Source organism: Aliiruegeria haliotis (genome assembly GCF_003003255.1).
GTDB lineage: Bacteria > Pseudomonadota > Alphaproteobacteria > Rhodobacterales > Rhodobacteraceae > Tropicimonas > Tropicimonas haliotis.
Genome location: NZ_PVTD01000003.1, coordinates 253,774 through 269,575 on the forward strand (window position 1 = coordinate 253,774; position 15,802 = coordinate 269,575).

Below are 15,802 nucleotides of genomic sequence, written 5' to 3' on the forward strand. Positions count from 1 at the left end.
AATGTCACCGCAAAGTTGCTTGAAATCGAACACTTTTCCGAAATCGATCAGCGTGCTAGGCTGATTCCCAAACACAATAACCTGACCCTGAAAACAGGGCGGGACGAGGCAGATAGAGGCATCATCGCGATGACGACGAGCATTCGGGGGCGCAATGCGCTCGCACTATCCGTATTTCTGTTGCTGTTTTTTGGCATCCTGTTCGGGACCAGCCTGCGCGCAAGCGCTGCGCAGTACGCGGCCATGGTCATGGACGCCCGCACGGGGGAGGTGCTGCATTCCCGCAATGCCGACACCCGACTGCACCCCGCGTCGCTGACCAAGATGATGACCCTGTACGTGGCGTTCGAAGCCGTGCGAAAGGGTGAGATCGGGCTCGATACCAAGGTGCGCATTTCGAAGAAGGCCGCAAACGAGGTGCCGTCCAAACTCGGCCTCAGGGCTGGGCAGACCATCGAGTTCCGCTACCTGATCCGCGCTGCGTCGGTGAAATCCGCCAACGATGCCGCCACCGCAATCGGAGAAGCGGTTTCCGGCAGTGAGGCGAAGTTTGCCCGCCGGATGAACCGCACGGCCAAGGCGATCGGCATGACCCGGACGACGTTCAAGAACGCCCATGGACTGACGGAATCGGGCCATCTTTCGACGGCCCGCGACATGACGATCCTCGGCCGGCGGCTGTTCTATGACTATCCCGAGTACTACAATCTGTTTTCGCGACGCTCGACCGACGCCAAGATCCGCACCGTCGCCAACACAAACCGCAAGTTTCTGGCCGCCTACAAGGGTGCCGACGGGATCAAGACCGGCTACACCCGCGCGGCAGGCTCCAACCTGGTGGCCTCCGCGGAGCGCGGAAACGTCCGCATCATCACGACGGTCTTCGGGGCCTCCTCCTCCGCAGCCCGCAACAAGCGCGTGGCCGAGTTGATGGACATGGGCTTTGATCGCGCGCCACGGCACGCAGCCGTCAAAAAGCCCGCCGCGCCGCGCTATGCCGAGGTGGGATCAAGCGCGAAGACCATCCGGGTTTCCAGTGCCGTCAAGAACTCCCTCCGGCCGTTGCGCCGCCCCGGCGTCCCGGGTTCGGCGGCAACTCCTGTCGGTGCGGTGCAGACCGCAGCCATGCAGAGCGGGATCGAGGCCGCTATTGCAATTGCCGCTGGCACCGTCACCCCGGTCAAGGCCGCAGTCAGAACCGGTCACAGCAACTTGGACGTCGCAACCAGCCCGGCCGGCATTGCCAACAGCCCGGCGCCAAAGGCGCGCCCACGCAAGTTGGATTTTGCTGCAGCCAGGCCCCAAACCCAGCCCGCCGCCGAACGTGTGGTCGTCTCGCGCGTGTCGACCTCGGGGGGCAGCCGTTGGGGCATCAACATCGGGCGCTACACGTCGCGCTTCAAGGCAGAGCGTGTGTTGCTGAAGACCGCACTCGCCGAAATGGCCACGCTTGACGGCGCCTTGCGCAAGGTGTCCCAGAAGAAGGGTGGTTTCGAAGCCAACTTCCTCGGCCTCAGCGAGGATCAGGCAGCACTCGCCTGCCGCCGCCTTGAGGCACGCGGCACGGAGTGTACCCCGATCAGCCCGACAGGGTCCTGATGCATCGCCCCGGGTTGCGGTTGGCTACGCCTGACCGCAATCCGACGCTTCCCCTGCCGGTCTACTCCTTCGGGTGGTCGTCGTACTCGTCTGAAAGGATCCTGTGGCTGTCGCCGTCGGGATCGTCATACTGATCCGACTTGATCGTCCAGAAGAATGCAGCAAGCCCGATGCCGCCAAGAAACAGCGAAATCGGGATCAGGAACGACAGCACCTCCATTCGCTCACCTCAATCGCAGGGAATTGAGAGAGACGGTGATGGACGAGGCTGACATGGCCAACGCAGCCGCGAGCGGCGTTGCCAGGCCGGCAATCGCAATCGGCACAGCAATCACATTGTAGAGCGTCGCGATCCTGAAGTTTTCCTTGATCCGCCGGACAGCCGACCGTGCCGTGGTCACTGCATCGGCAATCGGGCCAATATCTTCGCCCAGCAACACGATATCGGAGGCAACGCGCGCCGCGTCGAGGGCCGTTGCAGGCGAAATCGAGGCATGGGCCGCCGTGAGCGCCGCCGTGTCATTCAGGCCGTCGCCCACCATCAACACACGCCGACCGTCGGAAGAAAGTGCCTCTAACCGGTGGGCTTTCTCTGCGGGCAGGGCTTCGCTGACGACATTGGAGATCCCCAGCCGGTCGGCGAAGGCGGCCACGGCCGGTTCGGCATCGCCGGAGATCAGCCAGACATCCAGCCCCGCGGCCCGCAACCCGTCAACGGCGTCCTGCGCCCCGGGGCGCAAGCGGTCTGTGAAGGTGAATCGAACCGGGGTCTGTCCCTCCACCGCAAGCCAGGCCTCGGTTGATGTGCCAGTCTCGGCGCCCACCCAGGCGGCACGACCCAGCCGGACACGCAGGCCCATCCAGCGGCCTTCGGTCCCGAACCCGGGAACTTCGACCAAGTCCTCCACCTTCTCCGCGGAAACCTCCAGCCGCCCGGCTGCCTCAGCGAGGGCACGGGACAGCGGATGCGACGAGGCGCCCGAGAGACCTGCGGCAAGGGCAAGGTCCTCCGCAGCAATCCGGTCGGCATCCAGCAGCTCCGGCGCGCCCAGTGTCAGTGTGCCGGTCTTGTCGAAGGCAACGGTGTCCACCTCGGCCAAACGCTCAAGCGCGGTGCCGTCCTTGATCAGCATGCCCTTCCGGAACAGTCGCCCGGAGGCGGCAGTCGTCACGGCGGGCACCGCCAGTCCGAGCGCACATGGGCAGGTGATGATCAGCACGGCCGCCGCGATGTTGAGCGCCAGCCGCACATCCCAGGTGTAGAAATACCAGCCCACTGCAGCGACGACGGCAAGGATATGAACCCCCGGTGCGTAGAGGCCCGCCGCGCGATCGGCGAGCGAGGTGTACCGGTTCTTTGTGCTCTCAGCCATTGCGACCAGATCGGCCATACGATGGAGCGAGGAATCTTGCCCGGCGGCAGTCACGCGGACCGACAGGGGCCCGGTCAGGTTAACTTCGCCCGCGCTGACCTCCTGCCCGGGCTCCGCAAAGACGGGAAGGGTCTCACCGGTCAGAAGCGACCGGTCAAGTTCACTTGTCCCCTCCGCGATCACCCCGTCCACCGGCATCCGCCCTCCGGGTCGCACGAGGATCACATCCCCCGGCACGAGGGTTGCAACATCGACAGTTTCTTCTCGTCCATCGACCAGACGATCCGCGCGCGGCACTTCCAGCGCAGCAAGCTCCTCGGCCGCAGAGCGTGCAATCGCCCGCGTGCGATGGTCCAGGTACCGGCCGGCCAGCAGAAAGAACGTGAGCGAGATGGTTGCATCGAAATAGGCATGCTCGCCGGAATGCGCGGTTTCATAGAGCGAGGTGCCCAGCGCGAGCAGGATCGCCAGCGTGATCGGCACGTCCATGTTCAGCCGCCCATGCCGCAACGCCGACCACGCACTGCGGAAAAAGGGTTGGCCAGAGAAGGCAATCGCCGGAATCGTGATCGCCGCCGATATCCAGTGGAACAGGTCACGCGTGGCATCCGTCGCGCCCGACCAGACGGCCACCGACAACAGCATGACATTCATTGCCGCGAAGCCGGCCACCGCAAGGCGCATCAGCAGTTCGCGGCCCTGCCGGTCGGTCGTGGTCGCCGAAAGGGCCGAGGGGTCCATCTCGTGCGCGGTGTAGCCGACGGCGGCGAGGGTCGGGATCAGGTCCTCCGCGGTGACGTCCGGCTCCGCCTCCACGCTGACCCGCTTAAGTGTCAGGTTGACCCGGGCGGAATTGACACCGGGGTGCCGATCAAGCGCCCGCTCGACTGTGGTGATGCACAGAGCGCAATGAACCTCCGGAAGGGACAGCAGGATGGCACCACGGTCCGGCGCGTCGTCAAGCGTCGCGCGCGCCACCAGACGCCGCGCCATGGGCGTGACGTCACAGGCCGGGCAGGCCGAGGCGTTGGGCGTTTCGGGATAGGTGCTGTCAGTCATCCCGGATCAGTCTTCGACTTTCAGGACGACCCTCTGCCGAAAAGCGGTTCCATCCGGCGCGGTCGCCACAAGCCGAATATTCCAGTTCCCCGGCTTCAGGTCCACCGGCGCGCGAAACGTGCCGTCATCATAGGCGAACTCCGGCTCCACATCTTCCCTGACATGGGTCGCGCGTCCAACCGTGGCCTCCATCGACCCGACCTCGACGGGCAGGTCATTCCTGCCCGTGAAGGCGATGGTGAGAATGCCGTCGATCACGTCCGCATCGACCGTCCAGCCGAGGGCTTCCTGCGCGGCGCGATCGGCGTCGAACTGCTGGCTGGCGACGTAGCTGTTCTTGGTTTCCAGCCCCGGGAAGCTGCCCACGGCCAGGTAGGCCATGGTAAAGTTTACGGCCATGATGACGCCAAAGGCGCTGGCGGTGATGATAAAGACCTTGCGGCCGGTGAGTGCCATGTCAGCGTGCTCCGGTTCCCACGAACGTAGAGTCCTTATAAACCCGTTCCCCGTTCGACAAGTCCTCGACCCAGAACCGGATCTCCGTCCGGTCGGAAACGGCCGCCTCGGATCCTGCCGGCGCAAGCACATAGACACGTTGCTTGCCGGTGGTATCGGCGGGGACCATGAAACTCTCGTAAGGCGTTCCCTCGACCGCAATGCGCAGGTCCTGCGCTTCGGACGCCAGGGTCACGCGGAACCGACGGTCGTCGCCATGCTTGTTGCGCAGGCCAAAATCGTAAGTGTTGCGAATGGTGCCATCCGACATGGTCACGAACTGCGGCTGGCGCACCGGATGCACCGTTGCGGAGATATCCGGTCGCACAAAGAGCATTACCGTCAGGCCGATTCCGACCGCGGCCCAAAGCGACGTGTAGAGGATGGTCCGCATGCGGAATATATGTGCCCAGACCGACTTGGGCGCTTCGCCGCTGCGCTCCCGTTCCTCGTCCGACAGGGCCATGTAGTCGATCAAGCCGCGCGGTTTGCCGATCTTGTCCATGATGTCGTCACATGCGTCGATGCAAAGCGCACAGGTGATGCACTCCAGTTGCTGGCCGTCGCGAATATCGATCCCCATCGGGCAAACGTTCACGCAGGCCATGCAATTGATGCAATCACCCATCTCAGGTGCATCTTCGCCCTTCCGCTGCTTGCCGCGGGGCTCACCGCGCCACTCCCGATAGGCCACGGTGATCGTGTCGGTGTCCATCATCGCGGCCTGGATCCGGGGCCAGGGGCACATATAGATGCAGACCTGCTCCCGCATGAAACCGCCAAATACCAGGGTCGTGAAGGTCAGCACAGCGACCGAAGTATAGGCAGCCGGGTGCGCCTGAAGCGTGAAGAGGTCAACGAGAAGCGTCGGCGCGTCGGTAAAGTAGAAGACCCATGCACCACCGGTTGCGATGGCGATCAGCGTCCAGACAAGGTACTTCGTTATCCGCAGCCGGAGCTTCCGGGCATCCATTTTCTTTTGTCGATGCAACCGCAGGCGAGCGTTTCGATCCCCTTCGATCCATCGTTCGACGAGAATGAAAAGGTCCGTCCAGACGGTCTGCGGGCAGGTATACCCGCACCAGACCCGACCGAGCGCCGAGGTAAACAGAAACAACCCGAGCCCGGCCATGATCAGCAGACCGGCGACGAAATAGAACTCGTGTGGCCAGATCTCGATCCAGAAGAAGAAGAACCTCCGATGGGCCATATCCACCAGCACGGCCTGGTCGGGAAGGTTTGGACCACGGTCCCAGCGAATCCACGGCGTCAGGTAGTAGATACCGAGGGTCACGATCATGATCCCCCATTTCAGGTTACGGAACGGGCCGTAGACCTTGCGGGGAAAGATCGGTTCCCGCGCGGCGTATAGCTGTTCGGGTTGGCTGCCAGTATCGCTCACGGAAGCTCTCCGGTGGCTGAGGGTTCGCGGTTGGCCCGTTCTACGGGGGGACCAGAAAAGACGTCTTTGATATACATCAATGGAACTGGGACATCCATGACATCCTGTTGGTTCTAGCAAATCCGGGAGTTTCTCGCCCTGCGCCCGCGTGTCGCGTGCCGTAAACAGACCGTGATCGGGGATGCAGACAGAAAGGCGCCCCGGCTCTCCTAGGAAACGCGCGAACAGGACGGAGTGCCGGGGCGTATCTTCCAGGGGAGGACACCCTCTGGAAACGCTATGTAGATGTCGGCGTGGCGAGCGGTGTGGGCCTCGTGGCTGGCGCCGTCTCGTCGCAACCGTTGATATTGGTCTAGTGCGGCGCCCGGACCAAAGCCTTGATCCAGATCAAAAACGAGTTTGCAATACGCCTTATTGCTGGCAAGGCTGCTATGCAATGCGGGAATGGGTGCCCCCGGCCGTAGCAGAAAAACGCCCCGCGTCGCTAGGGACGCGGGGCGATGTTTTTACTGCTCGACAGGCTGTACCTGCCGAAGACCCGGATCACTCGGAGGCGACACCGCCGCCGAGGCTGTGGACATAGGTGGCAACGGCGCGCACGAGTGCCTCGTCGACAGCCGTCTCAGGGGCGCCGCCGCGAGCTGGCATGCGACCTGCGCGACCCGCCCATATGGTCTCATAGAGCGTGTCGGCGTCACCGCCGTAAAGCCAGATCGAGTCGGTCAGGTTGGGCGCACCCAGTGACTTTTCACCGGTCCCGTCTTCCATGTGGCACGAGGAACAGTTTTCCTCGTAGATCACGGCGCCGGCTTCGGCCTGGGCACTGTCGTGCTCCTGACCGGAGATCTGCTGCACATATGCGACAGCCTGCCAGATCTCCTCGTCGCTGAGAAGCTCATCGCGCCCGAAGGCCGACATCTCGCCCTGGCGAATGTAGTCCTCATCGGTCTCCTCATAGCGGATCCCGACGCTGATCGTGGTGTGGATATCCTCGATCGTACCGCCCCAGAGCCAGCTGTCATCCAGCAAGGAAGGATAGCCGCCCGCCTGTGCACCCTGGGCGCCGGCGCCGTGACACTGGGCACACCAGGTGCGGAACACGGCCGCGCCGGCATTCATCGAGTAGCTCATCAGCTCCGGATCGTTGGCAATCTCCGCCAACTCGGTATCGACAAGCTGTTGCTTGATGCCGGCATTGGCTTCCTCGAAGCGCACGATCTCGGCGGCCACATCGGCGCGCGTGGACTTGCCCAGCACCCCGGCTGTGGCACCTTCCACGAGGGGCCAGGCAGGGTACAGGACGGTATAGCCCAGGCCCCAGATCACGCATGCGTAGAAGGACCAGAGCCACCAGCGGGGCATGGGATTGTTGAGTTCCTCAATCCCGTCCCAGCTATGACCGGTGGTTTCCACCTCGTTCTTTTTCTTGATGGGTTGTTTGCTCATTCCCGAACCTCCTTCGGGTTCATCTCCGCTTTGTCCTCGTCAGGCGAGTTTTCGTGGCGGAAAATAATATTTGCGGAATCGCGTTGCTCCTTGGAGGCCCCCGGGCGGAACACCCAGAGGATCACTCCAAGGAAGAAGAGCACGAGAAACAGCAACATCCAGCTGTCTGCGAACTCTCGCATGAGGGAGTATGTATCCAAGCTCCCAGCCTCCTCAGCGATTTGCGACTGGCGTGAAGGTCGAGAAATCGACGAGCGTGCCGAGCATCTGCAGGTATGCAACGAGCGCATCCATCTCGGAAATACCGGGCTGGCCGTCGAAGTTGCGCACCTGTGCCCCCGGGTACCGCTCCAACAGCGCGTCGTAGTCGCTGTCCGGGTCGGCTTGGGCTGCGAAGTCCAGTTGGGCGTTCTCGATCATCTCGTCGGTGTAGGGCACGCCCACGATCCGGTTGGTCGCCATCAGGTCGCCGATATACTTGTCGGACACCATGCGATCCATCAGGAAGCCGTACTTGGGCATCACCGATTCCGGAACCACGGACTGCGGATCGATCAGGTGATCCACATGCCAGTCATCCGAATAGCGGCCACCGACGCGGGCAAGGTCGGGCCCCGTCCGCTTCGATCCCCATTGGAACGGATGATCGTACTGCGATTCAGCCGCCAGCGAGTAGTGACCGTAGCGCTCCACCTCGTCCCGCATCGGGCGAACCATCTGGCTGTGGCAGACGTAGCAGCCTTCGCGGATGTAGACTTCGCGCCCCTGGAGCTCGAGCGGTGAATAGGGCCTCACCCCATCCACATCCTCGATCGTGTTCTCCAGGTAGAAAAGCGGAGCGATCTCAACGATGCCACCGATGGTGACAACGAAGAAGCTGAGCGCCAGCAGGATCGTGGCGTTGGTTTCGATGATCTTGTGTTTGTCGATAAGGGCCATCTGTCATTCCCTCCCTTATTCGGCCGGCGCAGCGGCGGCTGCGGTGGCTTGCGTCTTCGGCTCGCCGCGGGTCGCGGTGAGCCAGAGGTTGACGACCATGATGACGGCGCCGGCGACGTAGAGCACACCGCCAAGTGCCCGCACGACATACATCGGGAACTTCGCGGCAACGGTGTCTGCGAACGAGTTCACGAGGAAACCGTTGGCGTCGACTTCACGCCACATCAGGCCTTCCATGATACCGGTCACCCACATCGATGCGGCGTAGAGCACGATACCGATGGTGGCGAGCCAGAAGTGCCAGTTGACAGCCGACAGCGAGTAGAGACGCTCGCGCTGCCAGAGCTTCGGCACCAGGAAGTACAGCGCGCCAAAGGTGATCATACCGTTCCAGCCGAGCGCACCGGAGTGCACGTGGCCGATGGTCCAGTCAGTGTAGTGCGAGAGCGAGTTCACCGCCTTGATGGACATCATCGGGCCTTCGAAGGTGGACATGCCGTAAAACCCGACGGAGACGACCATCATGCGAATGATCGGGTCGGTGCGCAGCTTGTCCCAGGCGCCGGAGAGCGTCATCAGGCCGTTGATCATGCCACCCCAGGACGGCATCCACAGCATCACCGAGAAGACCATGCCGAGCGTCGAGGCCCAATCGGGCAGCGCGGTGTAGTGCAGGTGGTGCGGACCGGCCCAGATATAAAGGAAGATCAGGGCCCAGAAGTGGATGATCGACAGCTTGTAGGAGAAAACCGGACGTTCCGCCTGCTTCGGCACAAAGTAGTACATCATGCCTAGGAAACCGGCCGTAAGGAAGAAGCCGACCGCGTTGTGTCCGTACCACCACTGGGTCATCGCGTCCTGGACGCCGGCCCAGATGATCACCGACTTGGAGCCGAAGATCGACACCGGGATGGTCAGGTTGTTGACCACGTGCAGCATCGCGACGGTGACGATGAAGGACAGGTAGAACCAGTTGGCCACGTAGATGTGTTTCTCCTGACGCTTCAGCAGCGTGCCGAGGAACACGGCCAGGTAGGCCACCCAGACGATTGTCAGCCAGAGGTCCACGTACCATTCGGGCTCGGCGTATTCCTTGGACTGGGTACCGCCAAGAACGTAGCCAGTGGCCGCCAGCACGATGAACAGGTTGTAGCCCCAGAACACGAACCAAGCGAGGTTGCCGCCCCAGAGGCGGGCCGCAGTGGTCCGCTGCACCACGTAGAACGACGTCGCCAGCAGCGCGTTGCCACCAAATGCGAAGATTACCGCCGAGGTGTGCAGCGGGCGAAGCCGGCCGAAGTTCATGTAGGGCTGGGCCCATTCGAAGTTCAGAACCGGAAAGGCGAGCTGAAAGGCGATGAACGTGCCCGCGATGAAGCCGATGACGCCCCAGAAGGCCGTCGCGACGACGCCGTATCGCACAACGCCATCGAGATAGCCCGTGGCGATCTCGGCGACCGGTTTTTCCTCATCGATCTGTCGCACGCTCCAGACGAACGCGACGCCAGCCGCGAGCATGATGATGATCGCATGTACGAGATAGGCTGCGTCGCGCGCGTAGTTCGCGGCAATTGCTGCGCACAGCGCCACGAGTCCCGCCGCCACGATCTTGGCGTAATCCCACATGGTGTGTCCCTTGTTATGAATTGGGAACAAGTCGGACTTGTCCCGTTGGTGTACTTTGTCCGCTTCTGATGGTACCGGCGGTATGCCGCTTTGATCTAGGTCAATGTCGTCGCAGGCATCCCTTGAGACAGGTCAAGGTGTCGCTGCATAGCAGCAAATACACTGTCGCCAATAGCGTCTAACGGAGGTGACAACCGTGGCTTACAAGACGATTCTCACAGTAATTACCGATAGCGCGCTTGAGGACAGCGCGTTGGAGGGGGCGATTGGAATCGCCCAGCTCCAGGATGCTCACCTGGAAATCCTCGCCCTCGGCGTCGATCACTCGACGCCCGGCTACTACTATGCGGGCACAAATGCCCTCATTGAACAGGCTACACTGGAGCGCGCACGCGAGGATGCGGACAGAATCGAGACCGCAGTTCGCGCCCACATGGCGAACCGCGATTGCCGCTGGGCGACCGACAGCGCACTTGCGCAGATCGGCACCATCCAGAACCTTGTCGGGAACCGGGCCCGCTTCAGCGACCTCGTCGTCCTGCCCAAGCCGTATGGTGAGGAGAAAAGCGTTGCGGAGGAAGCCGTCCTGGAGGCGGCACTTTTTGCCGGAAATGTTCCCGTGCTTGTTCTGCCGCATGGTGTAGAGCCGCGCAAACCGTCCAAGGTTGTCGTGGCGTGGAATCAGAGTGCCGAAGCGCTGGATGCGGTGCGCGCGGCCCTGCCCATGCTGCAGCAAGCGGCGATGACCAATATCGTCATCATCGATCCGCCCCGGCACGGCCCGGATCGGTCGGATCCGGGTGGAATGCTCTCGCAGATGCTCTCCCGGCATGGGGTGCGGGCCGAGATCTCCGTGATCGCGGCCACGATGCCGCGCACCGCAGATGTCCTCGCCCGTCACTGCGCGGACCAGCAGGCGGACCTGCTCGTCATGGGAGCCTACGGTCACTCCCGTTTCCGCGAGGCAATCATGGGTGGCGCAACTCGGGACATGCTCGAAGCAGCAAAGGTCCCGGTCCTGATGAGTCACTGAAGCTCAGGTTGCCAGACCCCGGCGTGTCCGTCGGGGTCGGCGCCCGGTGGACCGCGGTGAGACGGCAGCGCTGCGGCAGGTCTCAGACCAGAAAGCCGCCATCGGTGTCGTCACCGGTCTCCAGCATGAGCCTGTCGAAATCGGGAACGCTGACGTGGCGTTTTCCCGCAAGTTCGATCACGCCTTCGCGCCTCAAGGCCGAAACCTGCCGGCTGACGGTCTCAAGCGTGAGGCCAAGGTAGTCGGCCATCGCCTCCCGCGTGAGCGGAAGGTCGAATTCCAACACGTCACTGTTCCCGGTGTGTCGCAGCGAGGCGTCTCGCCGCGCGATAATCGCCAGAAGGCTGGCGATCTTCTCGCGCGCGGTCTTCCGACCGAGCAGCAGCATCCATTCGCGCGCTGCATCCAACTCGTCGAGCGTCATCTCCAGAAGGCGCTGCGCGATATGGGGGGTGTTGCGCATGAGGTCTTCGAACGGACGCCGGCGAAAGCAGCACATGACGACTTCAGTCGTCGCGGTCACGTCATATGTCGCCATTTCACGCCCCGGCCGACCCATGAAGTCCGACGGGAGCAGAAGGCCAACCATCTGCGTCCGGCCATCTTCCAGGGTCTGGCTCAACGTCGCGATTCCGCTCACGATGGTGGCCACGAAATCAAGCTTGTCCCCGGTCCAGGCGATTGTCTGCCCGGCCTCGAACGTCCGATAATACTTGATCTCTTCGAGCTGCTCCAACTCGTCTGTCTCACAACGGGAACAGACCGCCCGGTGACGTATCGGGCAGTCGGCACAGTCGACATGGCTCAGTTCTATTTCGTGCATCTTCATCCGCGCGCGCTTCTTGATCTTAATCAAGGTCCTCCCGGCGCCCTACACCTAAACGTAGGCGCATGGAAACGGTATCGCAACTCGCGAGGCTGGGGCTTTTTGATGCCCGGGTGCCTCGATACACCAGCTATCCGACCGCGCCGCACTTCAACGACGCCGTCGGTCACGAGCAGTTTCTCGAGTGGACACGGGCCCTGCCCGCGGACTCGCGAATCTCCCTCTATGTTCATATTCCCTTCTGCAGAAGGCTCTGCTGGTTCTGCGCCTGCCGCACGCAGGGCACCTCCAGCCTCTCGCCGGTTGGCGCCTACCTCGAAACGCTGAAGGCAGAGATCGACCTTTTCGCCGCATCGCTCCCCAGCGGCGTCAAATTGTCCGCGCTCCACTGGGGCGGCGGCACGCCCACGCTCCTTGACGCTGACATGATCGCCGATCTGGCCGATTCGGTCTTTCGCGCGATCCCGGCAGGCGAGGGGTTCGAGTTCTCGGTGGAAATCGACCCCAACGAGATCGACGACCCCCGGCTGGATGCCCTGGCACGAGCAGGAATGACACGTGCGTCTATCGGCGTGCAGGATTTCGACCCGGAGATCCAGAAGATCATTGGGCGAGAGCAGAGCTTCGAAGTCACGCAATCCGCAGTGGATGGCATACGGGCGCGCGGCGTAGACAGCCTCAACACCGATATTCTGTACGGCTTGCCTGATCAAAGCCGCGCACGCATCAGCGACAGCGTGCAAAAGCTCCTTTCCCTGTCGCCGGATCGCGTGGCGCTCTACGGGTATGCCCATGTTCCCTGGATGGCACGGCGCCAGACCCTCATACCTTCCGAAGCCCTGCCGACACCGCAGGAGCGATTGAAACTCTTCGACACGGCGCGCCGTCTTTTCCTCTGGGATGGATACGACGAAATCGGCATCGATCACTTCGCCCGCAAGGACGACTCGATGGCAGTTGCCGCACGTGATGGGTCTCTGCGCCGGAATTTTCAGGGTTACACGGTCGATCCGGCACCAGTTCTGGTTGGATTGGGCGCCTCTGCGATTTCGCGTTTCCCACAGGGATATGCCCAGAACCTCTCCGGAACCGGAGACTACACCAGGGCGATCCGCGACGGCCGACCGGCAACCGGTCGCGGCCACACCTTCCAGGGGCAGGACCTGATGCGTGCGCGAATGATCGAAACCCTGATGTGCTCCTTCCGGATCGACCGTCAGGAGATCACCGATACCTTTGGTGTAGAGCCCGGTTTCCTCGACGCGGCGTTTGCCGGCGTCAAGGAACGTTTCGAAGACTTTGTCGAGGTGTCCGAGGCTGGGTTGAGCATCCCGATCGAGGGTCGGCCGCTTGCCCGGATGATCGCGAAGGCGTTCGACGTATACGCAATGGACAAGGCTGGCCACAGCCACGCGATCTGACCTCGCCCGAAGGCAGCCGATCAAACATCCTGGCGCGCGATATCCGTCACCAGAACACCAACGACAAGATTGCCAAAATGGAGCCTTGCCTCTTCGCGCAGCGACCGGCGGAGCAGGTCAAGGTTCCGTGTCGACGTGAAATTCCCGTCGAACCTGCCTGCATTGGCATGCTCGAACAGCACCTGCAGAAACTTGTCCCTCAGCACCGGTTCCCGCTCGTATACTTGCTCCTTCGCACCGGTCGCGGTCTCCACCGCCAATGACATGACGACCATGGAACGCACCCGGCCATCTTCGATGACCGGAACGATGAATTGGTTGTTGAGCTTCACAAACTCCGTGTTTCCGTTTCCTGTGTCCAACGCGTCTTTCGCGCCATGGCCGCCTGCCAATGGGTCGGTCGAAGCCAGGGACATCGAACCTCCATCGTGGCCAAGGCTTCCATCACCGCCAGCGCTGATCGAACCCGACGACATATGATCCCCGCCAGACCCTGTGTGGCCTTGCTGCACCGATGCTGTGCCCGGTCGCAAAAAGACACCAGCACCAGCACCCAATGCTCCACCTGCAATAATGATGAGAAGCGGCAACAGGAACTTTTTCATCGTGGACCTCAGAACGGAAGAATGATGTCGGAAACCTGCTGCCCATAGCGAGGCTGCTGGACGTCCGTGATCTGCCCACGTCCACCGTATGAAATCCGGGCGGAAGCGATCTTGTCGTAGGTGATCTCGTTCTGTCGGGTAATGTCTTCCGGCCGGACATAGCCAGTCACGAGGAGCTCGCGAATCTCGAAGTTCACCCGAACTTCCTGACTGCCCTGTATCTTCAGGATCCCGTTCTGGAGGACCTCGACGATCGTGGCGGCGACCCGCAAGGTGAGCTTCTCACGGCGCTGAACTGACCCGTCGCCTTCTGACGAACTGGACGATTCCGTGGACACTGCCGGATCCATGGTGGCGCCGGTGGGCAGCTTTTTGTTGATCTTCTCCGGCAGCCCGAAGAACGCCGAAACACCCATCTCGTTGTCGGAACTGCGCGATCGTTCGGTCGAATTGGAGATCTCTGCCTTGTCGTCGATCTCGATGACAACTGTCAGGATATCGCCTCGCTGACCCGCACGGCGATCCCCCAACAGCGAGCTTCGATCCTTGCTCCAAAGCGATGCGGTGTCTGTGGGACGAGGCGTTTCCAGAGTCTCCGGTAGCGGGATCACGGACATCGCACGGTGTTCGTAGTTCCCCGAGTTCGGCGTGAACTCAGGACGTTTCCCGACCTCTGCGACCCGACCACATGACGCAATCGCCAGCAAACCAAGCAGCAGAATGGTGTTTTTCCACATGTTCTGTCCCGTTTCTTTTCAAGGAGTATTCTTGACAACGACCCGGCCCGGGGCATCGACAGTTCCGGTCACGGTTGTGCGCGACGAGAGATTCATGACCCTCACAAGGTCACCCATCGCGGCGCGGGCAAGAGAACGCCCGTCGGTCGCAATGGAGAGGCCGGCCCCGTGGTACACGAGGCTGACAATCTGGTTTCTTTCGATGACGGCCGGCCGCTGCAGATCATCCGCGCGGACAGGACGTCCGGCGTAGAGGACGACTTTCGCCTCCATACCTGCGGCGTCTTCGATACGTTCCAACGCTCCCGGTGTCTCTGTTTGCGTCACTATCAGGTCAGCAGCATCGATCACGGTCCGACTACGGATCGTTCTGTTCGCAATCAGCGTCTCGGCATCGGCCAACGGCGCGGATGCCAGCCCGGCCGCCACAATCAGAAGTGATGCATAGGCGTTCATCGAATCTGCGTCGTGGCGCCAAGCATCTGGTCGGCGGCCGAAATCACCTTCGAGTTCAGCTCATAGCCTCGCTGCGCCTGGATCAGTTGGGTTATCTCCTGAACGGCATCGACCGAACTGTCTTCGAGGTAGCCTTGTCGAATGGTACCGAGCCCATCGACACCCGGCGTTTCAACCACGGGCGGGCCGGACGCTTCGGTTTCCAGGAAAAGGTTGCCCCCGATGGCCTCCAGCCCCTTTTCGTTCGAAAAATCCGAAAGAGTGAACTGACCAAGCAACTCCGGCTCAACCTCGCCGTCGAAATACGCGTAGATTTCGCCATCCGCATTGATACTCAAATCCCTTGCATCATCCGGGATGGTGATTTCCGGGGTGATGGCAAAACCGTCCGACGTCACGATGAGACCGTCATGCGACAGTTTCAGCCCCCCGTCCCGCGTGTAAGCGGATGCACCGGACGGAAGGGTGACTTCGAGATAGCCGCTACCGTCGATGGCAATGTCCAGATCGCCACCCGTTTGCGACAGGGTTCCCTGCTGCGGGTTGATCGTCACCGAAAGCGGGCGCACGCCCAATCCGATCTGGACACCTGTCGGCAGCAACGTTCCGTCGGAGGCGTTGATCGTGCCAGGCCGGGATACCTGCTGGTAGTGCAGATCGGCGAACTCCGCGCGACGGGCGTTGAAGGCCGTCGTGCTCATGTTGGCAAGGTTGTTGGAAATGACATCAACCCGCATCTGCTGGGCCGCCATGCCGGTGGCTGCAATCTTCAAGGCTTGCATCGG

The 15,802-nt window shown here is 62.0% G+C and carries 16 protein-coding genes; 3 read left to right on the forward strand and 13 right to left on the reverse strand.

Annotation, left to right across the window (positions count from 1 at the left end):
• Positions 1–129 precede the first annotated feature (129 nt).
• On the forward strand, positions 130–1,599 hold the full coding sequence (locus CLV78_RS10450; protein WP_106204904.1) for a D-alanyl-D-alanine carboxypeptidase family protein: 1,470 nt from the start codon (positions 130–132) through the stop codon (positions 1,597–1,599).
• 61 nt (positions 1,600–1,660) lie between these two features.
• Here CLV78_RS10450 and ccoS read toward each other — a convergent pair whose 3' ends face one another.
• The 8 genes from ccoS to ccoN form a co-directional block, all read right to left on the reverse strand.
• Positions 1,661–1,819 (reverse strand): cbb3-type cytochrome oxidase assembly protein CcoS, encoded by a 159-nt coding sequence (gene ccoS / locus CLV78_RS10455; protein ID WP_106204749.1) that lies wholly within the window; start codon positions 1,817–1,819, stop codon positions 1,661–1,663.
• 4 nt (positions 1,820–1,823) lie between these two features.
• Positions 1,824–4,031, reverse strand: coding sequence for a heavy metal translocating P-type ATPase (locus CLV78_RS10460; RefSeq protein ID WP_425427934.1), 2,208 nt, complete (start codon positions 4,029–4,031; stop codon positions 1,824–1,826).
• 6 nt (positions 4,032–4,037) lie between these two features.
• Positions 4,038–4,487, reverse strand: coding sequence for a FixH family protein (locus CLV78_RS10465; protein ID WP_106204750.1), 450 nt, complete (start codon positions 4,485–4,487; stop codon positions 4,038–4,040).
• Between the two features lies 1 nt (position 4,488).
• Positions 4,489–5,928, reverse strand: a complete 1,440-nt coding sequence (gene ccoG, locus CLV78_RS10470; RefSeq protein ID WP_106204751.1) for a cytochrome c oxidase accessory protein CcoG — start codon at positions 5,926–5,928, stop codon at positions 4,489–4,491.
• Positions 5,929–6,471: 543 nt separating this feature from the next.
• Positions 6,472–7,374: a cytochrome-c oxidase, cbb3-type subunit III gene (gene ccoP / locus CLV78_RS10475; protein WP_106204752.1), complete on the reverse strand. Its 903-nt coding sequence runs from the start codon at positions 7,372–7,374 to the stop codon at positions 6,472–6,474.
• On the reverse strand, positions 7,371–7,574 hold the full coding sequence (locus CLV78_RS10480) for a cbb3-type cytochrome c oxidase subunit 3 (protein WP_106204753.1): 204 nt from the start codon (positions 7,572–7,574) through the stop codon (positions 7,371–7,373). The genes ccoP and CLV78_RS10480 overlap by 4 nt, the downstream gene beginning before the upstream one ends.
• 13 nt (positions 7,575–7,587) lie before the next feature.
• On the reverse strand, positions 7,588–8,313 hold the full coding sequence (gene ccoO, locus CLV78_RS10485) for a cytochrome-c oxidase, cbb3-type subunit II (protein WP_106204754.1): 726 nt from the start codon (positions 8,311–8,313) through the stop codon (positions 7,588–7,590).
• A gap of 15 nt (positions 8,314–8,328) precedes the next feature.
• Entirely contained in the window at positions 8,329–9,939 is a 1,611-nt protein-coding gene (gene ccoN / locus CLV78_RS10490; RefSeq protein ID WP_106204755.1) for a cytochrome-c oxidase, cbb3-type subunit I, read from the reverse strand.
• Between the two features lie 196 nt (positions 9,940–10,135).
• Here ccoN and CLV78_RS10495 point away from each other — a divergent pair, with 196 nt between their 5' ends.
• Positions 10,136–10,972 (forward strand): universal stress protein, encoded by an 837-nt coding sequence (locus tag CLV78_RS10495; RefSeq protein ID WP_106204756.1) that lies wholly within the window; start codon positions 10,136–10,138, stop codon positions 10,970–10,972.
• A gap of 82 nt (positions 10,973–11,054) precedes the next feature.
• On the opposite strand, the gene fnrL is transcribed toward CLV78_RS10495, so the two are convergent.
• Positions 11,055–11,801 carry a transcriptional regulator FnrL gene (gene fnrL / locus CLV78_RS10500; protein WP_106204757.1) on the reverse strand — a complete coding sequence of 249 codons (747 nt, stop codon included), beginning with the start codon at positions 11,799–11,801 and terminating at the stop codon, positions 11,055–11,057.
• A 62-nt stretch (positions 11,802–11,863) separates the two neighbouring features.
• Here fnrL and hemN point away from each other — a divergent pair, with 62 nt between their 5' ends.
• Entirely contained in the window at positions 11,864–13,219 is a 1,356-nt protein-coding gene (hemN, locus tag CLV78_RS10505; RefSeq protein WP_106204758.1) for an oxygen-independent coproporphyrinogen III oxidase, read from the forward strand.
• A gap of 20 nt (positions 13,220–13,239) precedes the next feature.
• Here the strand turns inward: hemN and CLV78_RS10510 are convergent, their stop codons facing one another.
• From CLV78_RS10510 to flgG, 4 genes are read right to left on the reverse strand one after another with little or no spacing between them, the layout of a single operon-like run.
• Positions 13,240–13,824, reverse strand: a complete 585-nt coding sequence (locus CLV78_RS10510; protein ID WP_106204759.1) for a flagellar basal body-associated FliL family protein — start codon at positions 13,822–13,824, stop codon at positions 13,240–13,242.
• 8 nt (positions 13,825–13,832) lie between these two features.
• Entirely contained in the window at positions 13,833–14,561 is a 729-nt protein-coding gene (flgH, locus tag CLV78_RS10515; RefSeq protein WP_106204760.1) for a flagellar basal body L-ring protein FlgH, read from the reverse strand.
• Positions 14,562–14,579: 18 nt separating this feature from the next.
• Positions 14,580–15,017 carry a flagellar basal body P-ring formation chaperone FlgA gene (gene flgA / locus CLV78_RS10520; RefSeq protein ID WP_106204761.1) on the reverse strand — a complete coding sequence of 146 codons (438 nt, stop codon included), beginning with the start codon at positions 15,015–15,017 and terminating at the stop codon, positions 14,580–14,582.
• Positions 15,014–15,799, reverse strand: coding sequence for a flagellar basal-body rod protein FlgG (gene flgG / locus CLV78_RS10525; RefSeq protein ID WP_106204762.1), 786 nt, complete (start codon positions 15,797–15,799; stop codon positions 15,014–15,016). Before flgG ends, flgA begins: the two co-directional genes overlap by 4 nt.
• Positions 15,800–15,802 lie beyond the last annotated feature (3 nt).